Annotated in this window: 14 protein-coding genes; 6 read left to right on the forward strand and 8 right to left on the reverse strand. The window is 73.5% G+C overall.

Translation table 11 applies throughout. The features are described from left to right. Positions 1–8 precede the first annotated feature (8 nt). Together CCO04_RS03960 and CCO04_RS03965 are read right to left on the reverse strand one after the other, a co-directional pair. On the reverse strand, positions 9–1,970 hold the full coding sequence (locus CCO04_RS03960; protein WP_215812773.1) for an ABC transporter ATP-binding protein: 1,962 nt from the start codon (positions 1,968–1,970) through the stop codon (positions 9–11). Further along, positions 1,970–2,617, reverse strand: a complete 648-nt coding sequence (locus CCO04_RS03965) for a nitroreductase family protein (protein ID WP_215812774.1) — start codon at positions 2,615–2,617, stop codon at positions 1,970–1,972. The genes CCO04_RS03960 and CCO04_RS03965 overlap by 1 nt, the downstream gene beginning before the upstream one ends. Before the next feature lie 110 nt (positions 2,618–2,727). On the opposite strand from CCO04_RS03965, the gene CCO04_RS03970 reads away from it, so the two are divergent. From CCO04_RS03970 to CCO04_RS03980, 3 genes are read left to right on the forward strand one after another with little or no spacing between them, the layout of a single operon-like run. Further along, positions 2,728–2,880, forward strand: coding sequence for a hypothetical protein (locus tag CCO04_RS03970; protein ID WP_215812775.1), 153 nt, complete (start codon positions 2,728–2,730; stop codon positions 2,878–2,880). A gap of 19 nt (positions 2,881–2,899) precedes the next feature. Then, complete coding sequence (locus CCO04_RS29470) at positions 2,900–5,938, forward strand: helix-turn-helix transcriptional regulator (RefSeq protein ID WP_215812776.1); 3,039 nt, start codon at positions 2,900–2,902, stop codon at positions 5,936–5,938. Between the two features lie 25 nt (positions 5,939–5,963). Continuing rightward, a complete protein-coding gene (locus CCO04_RS03980) occupies positions 5,964–7,388 on the forward strand; it encodes a cytochrome P450 (protein WP_308281118.1) in 1,425 nt (474 codons plus the stop codon). Here CCO04_RS03980 and CCO04_RS03985 read toward each other — a convergent pair. Then, a complete protein-coding gene (locus tag CCO04_RS03985) occupies positions 7,330–7,824 on the reverse strand; it encodes a hypothetical protein (RefSeq protein ID WP_215812777.1) in 495 nt (164 codons plus the stop codon). The genes CCO04_RS03980 and CCO04_RS03985 overlap by 59 nt on opposite strands. A 138-nt stretch (positions 7,825–7,962) precedes the next feature. Between CCO04_RS03985 and CCO04_RS03990 the strand changes: the two genes are divergently transcribed. From CCO04_RS03990 to CCO04_RS04000, 3 genes are read left to right on the forward strand one after another with little or no spacing between them, the layout of a single operon-like run. Next, positions 7,963–8,418, forward strand: coding sequence for a MarR family winged helix-turn-helix transcriptional regulator (locus CCO04_RS03990; RefSeq protein ID WP_215812778.1), 456 nt, complete (start codon positions 7,963–7,965; stop codon positions 8,416–8,418). Further along, complete coding sequence (locus CCO04_RS03995; protein WP_215812779.1) at positions 8,415–9,047, forward strand: hypothetical protein; 633 nt, start codon at positions 8,415–8,417, stop codon at positions 9,045–9,047. The genes CCO04_RS03990 and CCO04_RS03995 overlap by 4 nt, the downstream gene beginning before the upstream one ends. A gap of 9 nt (positions 9,048–9,056) precedes the next feature. Next, positions 9,057–9,422 carry a VOC family protein gene (locus tag CCO04_RS04000; RefSeq protein ID WP_215812780.1) on the forward strand — a complete coding sequence of 122 codons (366 nt, stop codon included), beginning with the start codon at positions 9,057–9,059 and terminating at the stop codon, positions 9,420–9,422. Positions 9,423–9,441: 19 nt separating this feature from the next. Here CCO04_RS04000 and CCO04_RS04005 read toward each other — a convergent pair whose 3' ends face one another. The 5 genes from CCO04_RS04005 to CCO04_RS04025 form a co-directional block, all read right to left on the reverse strand. After that, positions 9,442–10,599 (reverse strand): sulfotransferase, encoded by a 1,158-nt coding sequence (locus CCO04_RS04005; RefSeq protein WP_215812781.1) that lies wholly within the window; start codon positions 10,597–10,599, stop codon positions 9,442–9,444. Continuing rightward, complete coding sequence (locus tag CCO04_RS04010) at positions 10,596–11,390, reverse strand: SDR family oxidoreductase (protein ID WP_215812782.1); 795 nt, start codon at positions 11,388–11,390, stop codon at positions 10,596–10,598. Before CCO04_RS04010 ends, CCO04_RS04005 begins: the two co-directional genes overlap by 4 nt. 56 nt (positions 11,391–11,446) lie before the next feature. Beyond that, the gene (locus CCO04_RS04015) at positions 11,447–12,373 is read right to left on the reverse strand and encodes a hypothetical protein (RefSeq protein ID WP_215812783.1); all 927 of its coding nucleotides are present in this window, start codon (positions 12,371–12,373) and stop codon (positions 11,447–11,449) included. 39 nt (positions 12,374–12,412) lie between these two features. Continuing rightward, on the reverse strand, positions 12,413–13,090 hold the full coding sequence (locus CCO04_RS04020; protein WP_215812784.1) for a Uma2 family endonuclease: 678 nt from the start codon (positions 13,088–13,090) through the stop codon (positions 12,413–12,415). A gap of 182 nt (positions 13,091–13,272) precedes the next feature. Next, on the reverse strand, positions 13,273–14,451 hold the full coding sequence (locus CCO04_RS04025) for a hypothetical protein (protein WP_215812785.1): 1,179 nt from the start codon (positions 14,449–14,451) through the stop codon (positions 13,273–13,275). Between the last annotated feature and the right edge of the window lie 4 nt (positions 14,452–14,455).

Here is a 14,455-nt window from a genome sequence, read left to right on the forward strand (position 1 = left end):
CCCGCGTCCTAGAGCGGGACGTCCGCCCGCCGCGGGTCGCACCACGGCGCCTCGGCCGGCGTGCGCGAGAACTGCTCGTCGTACAGGCGCTTGTAGAGGCCGCCCGCCCGCAGCAGCTCGACGTGCGTGCCGCGCTCGACCAGGTGCCCGTCCTCGAGCCCGAAGATGACGTCGGCGGACTGGATCGTGGAGAGCCGGTGCGCGATCGCGATCGTCGTACGGGACCGGGTGGCGCGCTCGAGCGCCTCCTGGACCAGGCGCTCGGTCTCGTTGTCGAGCGCGGAGGTCGCCTCGTCGAGGATCAGGATGGCCGGGTCCTTGAGGAGCACCCGGGCGATCGCCAGGCGCTGCTTCTCGCCGCCGGAGAGCCGGTAGCCGCGCTCGCCGGTGATCGTCTCGTAGCCCTCGGGGAAGCTCATGATCCGGTCGTGGATGTTGGCGTCCCGCGCCGCCCGCTCGATCTGGTCCGCGCTCGCGCCCGGGCGGGCGTAGGCGATGTTGTCGCGGATGGTGCCGTGGAAGAGGTACGGCTCCTGGGTCACCATCCCGACCGCGTCGGCGAGCGAGGACAGGGTCAGGTCGCGCACGTCGTGGCCGTCGATGAGGACGGCGCCCTCGGTGACGTCGTAGAACCGCGGCACCAGGTAGGTCGCCGTGGTCTTGCCGCTGCCCGAGGGCCCCACGATGGCGGCGAGCTGGCCGGGCTTGACGACGAGCGAGATGTCGTCGAGCGCCCAGCCGGATCCGATGGTGGCGTCAGGTTCAGATTCGATCCTGACGCCAGATTCACCGAAGCGGTCGCGGTTGGTGGTGCCGGACAGCGCCCGGGGCTCCGGGTAGCGGAAGCGGACGTCGCGCAGCTCGACCCGCCCGCGCAGCCGGTCGGGGTCGAGGGCGACCGCGCCGGGGCGCTCGGTGATGGCGGGCTCGAGGTCGAGGTACTCGAAGATCCGGCGGAACAGCGCGAGCGAGGTCTGCACGTCGAGACTGACCCGCATCAGCTGGAGCAGCGGCATCTGGAGCCGGCTCTGGAGCGTGGTGAACGCGACCAGCGTGCCCGCGGTCAGGGCGTCGGAGCCGACCGGCAGGCCGCCCGTGATGATCCAGCCGGCGACGAGGTAGATCAGCGCCGGCGTGATCGCGAAGAACGTCTGCACGACCGCGAAGAACGTCCGGCCGGTCATCGCCTGCTCGACCTGGAGCCGGGTCTGGCGGCGGTTGGCCTCGCGGTAGCGCTCGACCTCGGACTCCGACCGGTTGAACACCTTGGCGAGCAGGATGCCGCTGACCGACAGCGCCTCCTCGGTGATCGCGGTCATCTCGGAGAGCGACTCCTGGGTACGGCGGGCCAGGCGCTGGCGCCGGCGTCCGACCCGCAGCTGGAGCAGCACGAAGAGCGGCATCACGATCAGCGTGAGGATCGTGAGCTGCCACGACAGCACGATCATCGACACGAAGGCGGCCGACACGGTCACCGTGTTCTGCACGATCGTGGTCGCGGTGTCGGTCAGCACCGTCCGTACGCCGGCCACGTCGTTGGCCAGGCGGGACTGGATCGCGCCGGTCTTGGTGGCGGTGAAGAACGCCAGCTCCATCTTCTGCAGGTGCTCGAAGAGGTCGCCGCGCAGGTCGGCCATGGCCGAGTTGCCGACCGTGGAGGTCAGCCAGTTCTGGCCGATCCCGATGAGCGCGGCCAGGACCGGGATCGCGCACATGCCGGCGATCAGCCAGGCCAGCAGGTGCAGGTGCGGGCCGCCGCCGTCGAGCGGGAACAGCGCGTTGTCGAACACCGCGCGGGTCAGGAAGGGGACCAGCGACTGGAGCGACGCCGACGCGACGACCGCGACCAGGACGAGCGCGATCTTGGCGCGGTAGGGCCGCAGCATCCGGGCGATCCGGGGCAGCACCGGCTCGCGCCGGTCGAGGTCCCCGGACTCGAGGTGGGTGACCACCGGGCTCTTGCGCGGCATCAGGCCCACCCCGCTCCCCAGCGGCCGCGGTGGGCCACCTCGCGCCACGGCGTACGGCGGCGCCGGCTCGCCGAGCCCCGCGCGCCGGAGCCGTCCGGTGCCGGGTGCCCGATCGTGATCGCGCCGATGGGGTGCGGCGCCTCGCCGGGGCCGCCGAGGGTGTCGACGAGGCCGAGGACCTCCTTGACCGCGTCGACCCGGCTCGGCACCAGGCCGAAGAAGCAGGCGCCCAGCCCGGCGTCGGTGACCGACTGGAGGAGCAGCAGCGCGGCCATCGCGGTGTCGAGGTGCCAGTAGGGCATGGCCCAGCGGCTCTCGTCGCGCTCGTGGAGCCCGGCGCGCCGCTTGTCCGCCTCGGCGTAGCGCTCCAGGTAGGCGTCGCGGCGGCTGCACGGCACGACCACCACGGGGGCGCTCATCATGCCGGCCAGCCAGCGGTCCGGCGCGCTCGTGTCGGCCTGGGCCTCCCAGAAGCCGCGGACCGTCGCGGGGGTGTCGAGCACCACGAACGCCCAGCCCTGCGAGAACCCCGCGCTCGGCGCCCGGGTCGCGTGGTCGAGCGCCCGCTCCAGCACCGCCGGATCGACCGGGTCGGGGGCGTAGGCGCGCGTCATCCGGCGCTGGCGGACCACCTCTGCGAACTCCATCGCGGGCCATCATCGCACCCGCGACCCACTCGCAAATGAGGTAGGCCGAGGGGGTGCCTAAGGCGGTTGCCCGATGTGGGTGCCTACCTCAGACGACGAGTCTCTACGACATGAGCAGCGACTACTTCACCAACGCAGAGACCAGCTACCGCCGTCAGCTTGCCACCCGTGGCATGGCCGCCAGCCGCGCCGGGCGCACCCGCTCGTCGTGGCTGCGCCGGATCGCGGCGGCCGACCCCAGCATCGAGCGCCGTTCCCGCTGAGCGCAGGAGACGCCGGCACGTGACCGCGGTGACCGCGGTGAGCGCGGTGTCGGTCCGCGGCGCCATGATGGTGCCCGTGGCCGCACACAGCAGCCTGACCATGGTCGGGCGCGACGCCGAGCTCGCCGAGGCGAGCGCGGTGCTCGACGACGCCGTCCGGTCGGCCGAGACCGGCACCCCCCACCGGGTGGTGCTCCTCTCGGGGGACGCCGGCGTCGGCAAGACCCGCCTGCTGCGTGCCCTGCGCGACCACGCGCTCGAGCGCGACTGGCAGGTGCTGGCCGGCCACTGCCTCGACTTCGGCGACAGCGCCCTGCCCTACCTCCCGTTCAGCGAGGTGCTGGGGCGGATCGCGACCCAGCGGCCCGCGCTCGTCGACGAGGTCGCCGCGCAGCACCCGGCGCTCGAGCGGCTCCGGCCCGGCCGGCGTACGCGCTCGGCAGGCGAGGCCGACGACGAGCACCGCCGCGCGACCGATCGCGGGGACACCTTCGGCGCGGTCCAGGCGATGCTCGAGGCCGCGGCCGCCGAGGCGCCCGTGCTCCTCGTCGTCGAGGACCTGCACTGGGCCGACCAGTCCACCCGGGACATGCTCGGCTACCTCTTCACCCGCACCTTCGAGCAGCCCGTCGCGATCGTCGCGTCGTACCGTTCGGACGACCTCCACCGCCGGCACCCGCTGCGCCGGCAGGTGGCGGAGTGGTCCCGGCTGCCCCAGGTCGCCCGCCTGCCGCTCGCGCCGCTGCCCGAGACGGCCGTCCGGGCGCTGGTGCGCGAGCTCCAGCCCCGCGGGCTCGACGCCCGTGCCGTCGCCCGGATCGTCGAGCGCGCCGAGGGCAACGCCTTCTTCGTCGAGGAGCTGGTCGCCTCCGGCCACTGCGCCGACGTGCCCGACGACCTCGCGGACCTGCTGCTGGTCCGCCTGGACGGGCTCGGCGAGGCCGCGCGCCACGTCGTACGGGTGGCGAGCGTGGCGGGTCGCCGGGTCTCCCACGACCTGCTCGCCGGCACGGCCGACCTCTCCGCCGGGGCCTTCGACGACGGCGTGCGCCAGGCGGTCGAGATGAACGTCCTCGAGGCCGGCGGCGACCGTTACTCCTTCCGGCACGCGCTGCTCGGCGAGGCCGTCTACGACGACCTGCTGCCGGGCGAGCGGGTCCGGCTCCACGCCCGGTACGCCGACGCGCTCGCCGGCAGCCCCGGCCTCGGGACCGCCGCCGAGCTGGCGCTCCACGCCCGCCGCGCCAACGACCTCGACCGCGCGGCGACCGCGAGCGTCGAGGCCGGCGACGAGGCGATGGAGGTGGGCGGCCCCGACGAGGCGGCCGACCACTTCCAGCAGGCGCTCGAGCTGCTCGAGGACCCCGAGCGGGGCGAGCGCATCGACATCGACCGCGCCAAGATCGTGGTCAAGGCGGCCGACGCGCTCACCGCCGGCGGCGACGCGCTGCGCGCGGCCCAGCTGCTCGGCGCCCAGCTCTCGGCGACCGCCCGGCAGCCCGAGGGGATGCCCGACGCGGCCCGCGCCCGGATGCTCAGCCGCTATGCCGACATCCTGATGATGACCGAGATCGCGCTCGACGCGGTCGCGCTCTCGTCCGAGGCGGTCGCGCTGAGCCCGCCCGGCGAGAGCATGCTGCGCGCCAAGATCCTCGCGGCCCACGCCCGGATCCTGGTCAGCTACCACCCCGACCGCGCCGACGAGGCCGAGGCGTTCGCGACCGAGGCGCTGGCCCTCGCCGAGCGCCTCGCGATGCCGGCGCTGACCGCCGACATCGTCACCACCCTCGGTGGGCTGCGGGTCAAGATCGCCGACGGCGACGAGCAGAGCCGGCTGCGCGAGGCGCTCGTTGCCGCGGTCGATCACGCGGTCGCGGCCGGCGCGGTCGACGCCGAGGTCCGCGGCCGGTGGCTGCTGGGCCGCTCCTACCAGGACACCGGCGACTGGGCGCCCTCCGTGCGGTGGTTCGAGTCGGCCCTCGGCGGGGTCGACCGGATCGGCCTGGTCTGGGCGCCCTACGTCATCGACTCGCGCTGGCAGCTCACCTGGATCCGCTACGCCCTGGGCGACTGGGACGACGTCCTGTCCCTCGTCTCGGTCGTCGACGACCAGGCCGGGCCCGACATCCCGCGCGGCATCCTCGAGCCCGCCCGCTACGCCGTGCTCAACGCCCGCGGGGTCGCGCCCGACGAGGTCCGGGCCGGGCTGGCCCGGCTCCGCCGGCTGTGGCGCGACGAGGGCGGGGTCGCGGTCTTCGCGGCCGGGGTCGAGATCGAGGTGGCCGCGCTGCGCGGCGACGCGGCGACCGCGCTCGCGACGTACGACGAGGTGATCGGCGTCCTCGCCCAGATCTGGCACGACCACTTCGGCGGCCGGGTGCGGCTGGTCGCGACCACGCTCGACGCCGTCGCCCGGGCGATGCCGCGGGCCACGGCCGCCGAGCGCCGTACTCTCCTCGACCGGGCCGACCAGCTCCGTGCCGACAGCGACGCCGTCCTCGCCTGGCACCGCGAGCGCGGCAGCCCGTGGGGTCCCGAGGGACAGATGTGGGAGGCGCGGGTGCTCGCCGAGCACCTGCGGGTCCGCTGGCTGGCCGGTGTCCCCGGCCCGCGCGACGAGCTCGTCGACGCCTGGTCGGCCGCGCTGACCCGTGCGGTCGACTTCGGTCACGTTCCCGAGGAGGCCCGGATCCGCGCCGCCTCGGCCCAGATCCACCGGCTCCTCGGCGACACCGCCCGGGCCCGCGACGAGGCCGCCGCGGCACGGGCCCTCGCCGAGAGGCTGGGCGCGCCCGCGCTCGTCGCCGACCTCGTCGGCGAGGGGACGACGGCGCCCGCCGCTGCGCCCGGAGCCACCCCTGCGGTCACCCTCACCGCCCGCGAGCTCGAGATCCTCGCGCTCGTCGCCGAGGGGCGGACCAACGGCGAGATCGGCAAGCAGCTCTTCATCAGCACCAAGACGGTGAGCGTCCACGTCTCCAACATCCTCGGCAAGCTCGGCGCGGCCGGGCGGACCGAGGCGGCGGCGGTCGCCCGGCGCGACGGCCTGTTGGACTGAGCTACCAGCGAGTAGCGTCGACCTCGTGACGACCGAGGTCCCCGCACCCGCGCCCCCTGCCGACGACACGATCGCGCTCACCATGAGCCGGTTCCGATCGATGAGCGTCGTCGGCGGGAGCGGCCTGCCGCGCGTACCTCTCGACCAGCTGCCGCCGGGTCCGCGCTGGCCGGCCCTGGTCCAGACGGTCGCGCTGATGCGCTTCCGGCACCAGTTCCACCCCTGGCTCCAGCGCCGGTACGGCGACGCGTTCACCCTCAACCTCGTGCCCGGCGGCCGCCCGCTGGTGCTCTTCACCGCCCCCGAGGCGACCAAGGAGATCTTCGCCGGGGACCCCGAGGTCTTCCACGCAGGGCGCGGCAACGCGATCCTCGGCCCGATCATGGGCCAGCACTCGCTGCTGCTGCAGGACTCCACCGACCACCACCGCGCCCGCAAGCTGCTCATGCCGGCGTTCCTGGGCCACGCGCTGCGCGGGTACCGCTCGATGGTCGCCGAGGTCGCCGCCGACGAGATCGGCGGTTGGCGCGAGGACGAGACCTTCCGGGCGCTGGAGCGGATGAACGCCCTCACCCTCGAGGTCATCCTCCGCGTCGTCTTCGGCGTCACCGACGAGCGCCGGCTGGCCCGGCTGCGGCCCGCCGTCAACCAGACGGTCGAGATCAGCCCCGCGATCCTCCTCGGCTGGGCGTACCCGCGGCTGCAGAAGCTCGGCCCCTGGCGCCGCACGGTCGACAACCAGGTCGAGCTCGACCGCCTCATGTACGCCGAGATCCGCGAGCGCCGCGCCGCCGACGACCTCGACGAGCGGACCGACGTCCTGTCCCGGCTGCTGTCGGTCCACGACGCCGGCGGCGAGAACGGGCTCTCCGACATCGAGCTGCGCGACCAGCTCGTCACGCTGCTGCTCGCCGGCCACGAGACGACCGCCTCGGCCCTGTCGTGGGCGCTCGCCGAGATCGGCCGCAGCCCCGACCTGGTCGCCCGCGCCCAGCGCGCCGCCGACGAGGGCGACGACGCCTGGCTCGAGGCCGCGCTCAAGGAGTCGATGCGGCTGCACCCGATCATCCCCATGGTGGTGCGGACCCTGATGAAGCCGGCCACCGTCGGCGGCCTCGACCTGCCGGCCGGCACCACCGTCGGGCCCTCGATCATCGTCAGCCACCAGCGCGACGAGAGCTTCCCCGACCCCGAGGTGTTCCGCCCCGAGCGCTTCCTCGGCCCGGCCGCGCAGACCCCGCCGCTCAACGTCTGGATCCCGTTCGGCGGCGGTGTGCGCCGCTGCATCGGCGCCGGCTTCTCGCTCATGGAGGGCGTCGAGGTGCTCCGCGAGGTCTTCCGCCAGTACGACGTCAGCGCGGTCGGCTCCGACGTGCCCAAGGTCCGCAACATCACGAGCGTCCCGCGCCGGGGCGCCCGGATCCGGGTCCGGGCCCGGGTGGCGCGCTGACGCCCGGCACCAACGTCGCCGCGACCTCCTCGAAGACGTCCGCGTAGTCGGCGTAGTCGGCGCGCGCCACCGACCCGGTCAGCGTCACCCCGACCCCGTCGACCAGCCAGGACCACTGCTCGGCGACGACCTCCAGCGTCCCGAGCCGGTGCCGCAGCCGGTGCCCGATGCGGTGGTAGACCACCGCGCGGCCGTCGAGGTCGAGCCGGTCGGTGTCCTCGACGTCCAGGCCGTCGAGCTGGCCGGCCAGGGCCGCGAGGGATTCGGCGCGCCAGCGCGCGAGGTCGCCCGCGACGGGTGTCGTGCGGACCACGATCTCGGGCGCGAACCCGCTCGGCGGCGTCATGGGCGCCCGCGCGTGCAGGACCAGCCCGGTGGCCGGGTCGGAGCGCGTGGACCAGCGGTGGGGGACGGCGAGGGTCACGGTGACGGTCATGGCACCGGTGTGCGCGCGGCGCCGGAGGCCCAAACCCGGCGCTTCCGGGCCTGTGGACGGCCGCGGAGAACGGCTGTCGCCAGCGCTCGGGCTCCCCGCCTTCTGTGAATTGCCTGCATTGTGTAGTACCTTCATGATATGAGCCGCGAGCAGGGTCAGCCCACCGCCGTCGACCAGGTCCTCGAGCTGGTCGTGCTGCTCCACCGCGACATGCAGCTCTCGTTCGAGCGCGACGGGCTCACCGAGGCCCGGGCGCGCCTGCTGTGGGTGCTGCGCGGGGGACCGGTCACCCAGCGCGAGCTGGCCGACGCGCTCGCGGTCACCCCGCGCAACGTCACCGGACTGGTCGACGGCCTCGTCGCCACCGGGTACGTCGCCCGCGCCCCGCACCCGACCGACCGGCGCGCCGTCCTGGTCACCCTCACCGACACCGGGACCACGCTGCTGACCTCGATGGTCGACGGCTACGCCGAGATGCACGAGGTCCTCTTCGGGGCGCTCTCCGAGCGCCAGCTCCGCGACCTGCGCCGCACGCTGACCCTCGTCAACGACCGGCTCCGGGCCCGCGTCGAGCAGGACTGGGGCACGCCGTGAACGCCCTGCGCACCATCGGCCGCTTCGTCCGGCTCGAGGTCCGGCTCTACGTCGCGCTCGGCCGCTGGCTCGCCCGGCGGGTCGACGTACCGGAGGGGGCGAGGGGCTGGGGCTACAGCCGGATGGTGACGCCGGTGATGTGGCTGTGGATCTTCGGCTCGGCGTGCGAGCTCCCGATCGCCCACGTGCTGGTGCCGTGGGAGGGCGTGCGGATCGCGCTGCTCGTCGTCGGCGTCTGGGGCCTGGTCTGGATGATCGGGCTCCTGGCCAGCCTCAAGGTCTACCCGCACCTGGTCACCCGGACCGGTCTGACGGTGCGCTTCGGCACGCTCGCCCGGATCGCGGTGCCGTGGACCGCGATCGCCGAGGTGCGCTACGACGACCGCGACATCGAGGGCATGGTCCGCACCCTGCGCCCCCGCGAGACCGACGCCGGCACCGAGCTCCACGTCCCGGTCAACAACCGGGTCAACGTGGTGCTCGTGCTCGCCGAGCCCCTGCCGGTCCCGACGCCGAAGGGCGTCGTCGACGCGGTCCTGCTCGGGATCTGGCTCGACGACCCGCGCGACTTCGTCGCCGCGACCCGCGCCGCGATCGCGTCAGCGGGCTCTGTCGGAGGTCCGGTCTAGCGTCGATCCATGGCCATCGCACGCAGTCCGCAATTCGTCCTCGACTGTCCCGACCCGCGCGTGCTCGCGGAGTTCTACGGCGCCCTGCTCGGGTGGCCGTCGCGCGTCCACGAGCCGGGGGTGTGGATCTCGATCTCCTCGGGCGAGCACCACATCCACTTCCAGGCCGTCGATCCCGAGACCTACCGGCCGCCGCAGTGGCCGGGCCAGGAGGTGCCCCAGCAGGTCCACCTCGATGTCGACGTCGACGACCTCGACGAGGCCGAGGCGGCGGTGCTCGCGCTCGGAGCGACCAAGCACGAGCACCAGCCCGGGACGACCTTCCGGGTCTTCCTCGACCCGGCCGGTCATCCCTTCTGCCTGTGCCAGGGCTGAGCCCGCCCGGTCGGCCCGGTCAGCGCACGAACGACGCGCGGACCTCGTCCTCGGTGATGCCGTAGTCCGCGAGGTCGTACTGGTGGGCCGGGCGGCGCGGACCGCTGCGCGACTCGTCGTCGAGCTTGCGGACGGCGTTCTGCGCCTCGGCGCTCCAGGTCAGCCCGAAGGCGTCGTAGATCGCGCCGACGGTGCCGACCGGGTCCTGCACGAAGCCGCGGTAGTCGACGTCGAAGAACTGGCTCTCGTCCGCCTTCTCCCGCGCCTGCCAGAACGCGTCCCACTGCCGGGTGAGGTGGCCGAGCTGGTCGCGCCCGAGGGTCTCGCCGACGAAGGTCGTCGAGTGCCCGTCGGTCGCCTCGGCGGACAGGGAGCAGGCCGACGCGACCGAGGTGACCGGGTCGCGCTGGGTCATCACGACCAGGGCGTCGGGGTAGACCTCCAGCAGTGCGTCGAGCGCGATCAGGTGCGACGGGTTCTTGAGCACCCAGCGCTTGTCCTGGTCGTTCAGGCCGATCAGCTGCAGGTTCCGGCGGTGCCGCTCGTAGGCGTCGGTCCACGGCTGGGTCGCCAGCCAGCGCGAGTACGCCGGCACGTGGGCCAGCGACTCGAAGCCGAGCGACTTGCCGGTCTGGCGCAGCACCCGCCAGCACTCCTCCGGCTCGGTGGCGTCGGAGTAGTGGATGCCCATGAACTCGGGGTTGGTGATGTGGTGCTCGCGGAACGCCGCCTGCATGGCGTTGAAGATGGGGTCGTCCTCCCAGGTCTCCCGCGGCGGGCGCGGCTGGGGGAACTCGGTCAGCCACATCTCCAGGCCCTGGTTCGCCGGGTCGGCGCAGAGCAGCCGGCTGAGCGCCGTCGTACCGGTCCGGGGGAGGCCGAGCACGAAGATCGGCCGCTCGATCGCGACGTCGGCGTGCTGCGGGAACTCGGTGAACCGGGCCTGGGTGAGCAGCCGGGCCACCAGCGCGCTCTTGACCTGCGAGCGCATGAAGTAGTTGCCGACCCCGGTCAGCCCGGCCTCGGCCGAGCCGAGGTCCTCGACCAGGATCCGGAACGCCTCCTCGTGCCCCGGGGCGTCGGCGAAGCCGAAGTCGGTCAGGCCGGTGGTGCGGGTCGCCGCCTCGCAGATGTCCTCGAAGGTGCCGACGTCCGCGCGCTGGCGGGGCTCGCTCATGCGTGGAACTCGCCGCAGTCGACGTTGAGCATCTGCCCGGTCACCGCGGAGGCCAGGTCGGAGGCGAGGAACAGCGTCGCCCGGGCGACCTCGTCGGGGGTGGCGAGCCGCTTGAGGTCGGTCGGCGCGGCCTTCTCGGCGTACACGTCCTCGTGGGTGCGGCCCGACTCCTGCGCGATCCAGTCGAAGTAGGCCTTGTTGACGTCCTCGTAGATGTAGGACGGCGCCACGCTGTTGACCCGGATGCCGCGCGGGCCGAGCTCGGTGGCGAGCGACTGCGCGAGGTGCTCCAGGGTGCCCTTGGAGAGCTTGTAGCCGGAGTACTCGGGCTGGCTGCTGTAGATGACGCAGGAGTTGACCATGATCACCGAGCCGCCGACCTTGTCCTCGGTCGCGGCGAGCGCGTCGGAGAAAAGCGCCGAGAGGCGCAGCGGCGCGAAGACGTTGGTCTCGTTGGCGTTGCGCAGGCCCTCGAGGTCGAGCGTGCTGATCGGGTCCATCGGCGGGATGCCGAACGCGTTGTTGATGAGGCAGTCGACCTTGCCGAACTCGTCGAGGGAGGCCTCCACCAGCGCCTTGCGCTGGTCCTCGTCGGTGATGTCGGTCGGGACGACGAGCGCACGGCGCCCGTAGGACCGGACCACCTCGGCCATCTTCTCCAGGCGCTCGGGGGTACGGCTCGCCAGGACGAGGTCGGCCCCCATCTTCGCGGCCTCCTCGCCCAGGGAGCGACCGAGCCCCGGGCCGACTCCGGACAGTACGACGACCTTGTCGGTCAGCAGATCCACCATGGCCGACAGGGTAGAACGTGTTTCAGTTTTGCGGAAGGGGGTCGGTGCGATCGAGGTCACAGTCCGGGCAGCGCAGGCGTGAATTCCAGGGCGACGTACGGCTCGTTGTCGTCGATCTCGTCGTCTGGGTAGACCGCGGTCGCGACGTGCCGCACCCCGTCCAGCGTGAGCGTGACCCGCATCGTGAACGGGAAGCCGCCCAGCCGGGACGCCGCCCGCGCCGGCGCGTCCGGTCCGTCGAACCCGAGGTCGCCGACGCACGACCCGCGCGAGCGCCGCCCCGTGATCGTCGTCCCGCGGCCGTTGCCGGCCCGCACCTCGATCTCGGCCGTCGCCTGCCGCGGGCTCGCGGCGAGGCCGGTGACCGACAGCTCCAGGCCGTAGCTGTCGGGCTGCCCGTCGTGGTCCGCGATCAGCGCGAGCCGGGCGGCCGGGGTCGGCATCGGACCCGCGTGCGGCATCGTCCAGCGCAGCGTGCCCGCCATGTCCCCCCGGCCGGACGCGAACAGGCTGACGTCGTAGGTCCCGGCGGGCCCGAACGGCCGCAGCCGGTACCACCCGCCGCCCAGGTCCTCGACCGGCGCGGTGAGCACGCGTCCCCGGCACCCCTCGAACCGCCCGGAGCGCCCGGAGCGCCCGGCGCGCCCCGCGGGGGTGACCTCGGTCAGGCCCGCCGGCTGGAGCCGGAACCGCGCCACCGGCACGTGGATCAGCAGCTCCGCCGGCGACCCGACCTCGGGCGGGTCCGCGAGGACGCCGTCGACGCACCCACCGGTGACGCAGTAGGTGTCCGGGTGCAGCGCGAGCTCGCGGTCGTCGTACCGGATCCGGAAGGGCGGGGGCGCCTTGATGCCCGTCGGGCCGCGGGTCGGACCGGCGGTCGTCGTCGCGGTCGGGGACGTGGTCGCGCCCGTCGTCGCCTCCGTCCCGCAGCCGGTCAGGACGGCCGCGAGCAGGAGGGTCGGTACGGCGAGCGGGCGCATGGTCGTACGACGGCTCCCGGGTGCCGAGGGGTTCCCTCGTCAGGGCAGCAGCGCCGCCGGGTCGAACCGTACGACGACCGGCTGGTCGACCTCGACCGTCTGGCCGGCGCCCCAGGTGCCGAGCTCGGCGTAGGCGCCCGCGTGCAGCCCGAAGGCGATCACCCGGACCGGGTCGAGCTCGACGCGCCAGTAGCCGGGGATGCCGGCCTCGGCGTAGGCGGCGGCCTTGAGGGTGCGGTCTGTCCGGCGGGTGCTGGGGGAGGCGACCTCGACGACGAGGACGGCGGCGGAGGCCGGCTGCTCGGCGGCCTTGAGGTCGACCTCGGCGCGCCGGACCACGCTGATGTCGGGCCCCAGGAGCGAGGCAGCCACGCTGACCCCGATCTCGCGGGCCACGACCAGGTCGGCGCCGACCTGCTCGTTGAGGATCGCGCGCAGGTGGTCGGCGACGAGCTGGTGCTCCAGGTTGGGCTGCGCGTTCACGAACAACCGCCCCTCGACGACCTCGAACAGGTTGCCCTCGGGGAACCGGGCGAGGTCGGCGGGTGTCCACGGCAGGCCGGTCGCGGGGTCGGTGGCGACGACGAGCGTGCCGTCGAGGATCTCGACCGCCCAGCCGTCCTCGGCCCGGAACCGGGCGAGGTCGGCGGCGAGCCACGGGGCGAGGTGGCCGGAGAGCAGGGCGACCGCGACGTCGGGTTCGGTGCGGTGGGCCATGGATCGAGTGTGTCAGCGGGGTGGGTCATGGACCAAGGCTCACTGGGCGCGGGCGATCGACGAACCGCGACGACCTGGCCTGGGGACGACGACGCCGCCCGGCACGGGGTGTGCACGGGCGGCGGTCGTTCGTGGGGCGGGCGGGACGGCCGGGACGAGCAGGGCGGCCGCGGGGCTCGGGCTCAGCTGATCATCCGCCGCGCCACCGCCCGCTGCCGCGCCGCGATCCGCTCCGCGTAGGCCGCGGCCGACAGCCCCGCACCTCCCGCCGACCCGGCGAGCCGGGTGGCGACCTCGGCGACCGGGACGATCTCGACCGTGGGCCCGTCCGCGGCGGTGAGGTCTCGCGAGAGCTGCTGCCAGCGCAGCATGATCGGGCCGGTGCGGTGGCCGGTGGTCTCGAGCCAGTTCGCGGTCGGCGCCGGGGCGCCGTCGACGAGGCCCGGGGGCCGCTCGGAGATGACGAAGCGGAGGAGCCCGTCGTCGTCCGCGACGGCCTGGGCCTTGGTCAGCGACGTCTGGTGGGTCTCGTAGTCGGTGGAGGCGTACCAGTTCGAGCCGATCTGGACGGCCTGGTAGGCGCAGTCGTCGCAGCGGGGGACGGTCACGATCATCGCCTCGTCGTCGGCGAGCTCGTAGTGGCCGATCGAGGAGAACTGCGAGGAGAGCCCGCCGGGGGTGGAGGCGGGGGTGGTGAGGGTGTTGACCGGCTCCTTGAACTGGAAGAAGTGCGGGAACGCGAACCAGGTCTGGATCGAGCCGATCAGCGAGCGGGCGGCGACCTCGTACTTCTTCTGCAGGGTCTCCGCCGAGAGTGGACGGCGGGCCTGGCCGAGGGTGTCGGTGCGCTCGATGGTGAGCGTGCCGCGCGCCTCGGTGTCCCAGTCGTTGAAGACCTCGCGGACGATGAGCGTCTTGGCGCCGGGCTCGGCGACGTAGGTGAACGAGAAGGTCCCGTCGTCGGCGATCTCCAGCTCGCGGTCGTCGAAGGCCATCAGCGAGGTGGCGGCCGACGAGGCGTTGTAGGTCCCGCCCATCACCTGGAACGAGAGGTCCGCGGAGGTGCCGCGGCGGCCGCGGACGACGTACTCCACGCCCTCGCGCAGGTAGGCGTGGAAGTAGACCGCGTCGGGGTTGTCGAGGCCCTGGCGCGAGAACTGGTGCGTCGGGTTGATGAAGAGCGGCTGCTCCAGGTCGTAGTCGAAGGCGGTCTGGAGGGCCATCCGGATCCGGCCGGAGAGGTAGTCGTAGCCCTCCAGCCGGTCGGCCTCGGTCGTGATGAACGGCGCGTTCGCGATCAGCTCCTCGGCCTCGGCGATCGCGTCCTGGAGGGGCTTGGTCAGCCCGAGGGACTCGCTCATGCCG

Origin of the sequence: Pimelobacter sp. 30-1, assembly GCF_018831735.1 — a bacterium.
Lineage (GTDB): Bacteria > Actinomycetota > Actinomycetes > Propionibacteriales > Nocardioidaceae > Nocardioides.

Excerpts from the sequence above, each read along its gene's own strand:
- CCO04_RS04005 (WP_215812781.1), bottom strand. The coding sequence starts at position 10,599 with ATGAGCGAGCCCCGCCAGCGCGCGGACGTCGGCACCTTCGAGGACATC.
- CCO04_RS03970 (WP_215812775.1), top strand. The coding sequence starts at position 2,728 with ATGAGCAGCGACTACTTCACCAACGCAGAGACCAGCTACCGCCGTCAG.
- CCO04_RS03965 (WP_215812774.1), bottom strand. The coding sequence starts at position 2,617 with ATGGAGTTCGCAGAGGTGGTCCGCCAGCGCCGGATGACGCGCGCCTAC.
- CCO04_RS03960 (WP_215812773.1), bottom strand. The coding sequence starts at position 1,970 with ATGCCGCGCAAGAGCCCGGTGGTCACCCACCTCGAGTCCGGGGACCTC.
- CCO04_RS04025 (WP_215812785.1), bottom strand. The coding sequence starts at position 14,451 with ATGAGCGAGTCCCTCGGGCTGACCAAGCCCCTCCAGGACGCGATCGCC.
- CCO04_RS03985 (WP_215812777.1), bottom strand. The coding sequence starts at position 7,824 with ATGACCGTCACCGTGACCCTCGCCGTCCCCCACCGCTGGTCCACGCGC.
- CCO04_RS04015 (WP_215812783.1), bottom strand. The coding sequence starts at position 12,373 with ATGCGCCCGCTCGCCGTACCGACCCTCCTGCTCGCGGCCGTCCTGACC.
- CCO04_RS04000 (WP_215812780.1), top strand. The coding sequence starts at position 9,057 with ATGGCCATCGCACGCAGTCCGCAATTCGTCCTCGACTGTCCCGACCCG.
- CCO04_RS04010 (WP_215812782.1), bottom strand. The coding sequence starts at position 11,390 with ATGGTGGATCTGCTGACCGACAAGGTCGTCGTACTGTCCGGAGTCGGC.
- CCO04_RS04020 (WP_215812784.1), bottom strand. The coding sequence starts at position 13,090 with ATGGCCCACCGCACCGAACCCGACGTCGCGGTCGCCCTGCTCTCCGGC.
- CCO04_RS03990 (WP_215812778.1), top strand. The coding sequence starts at position 7,963 with ATGAGCCGCGAGCAGGGTCAGCCCACCGCCGTCGACCAGGTCCTCGAG.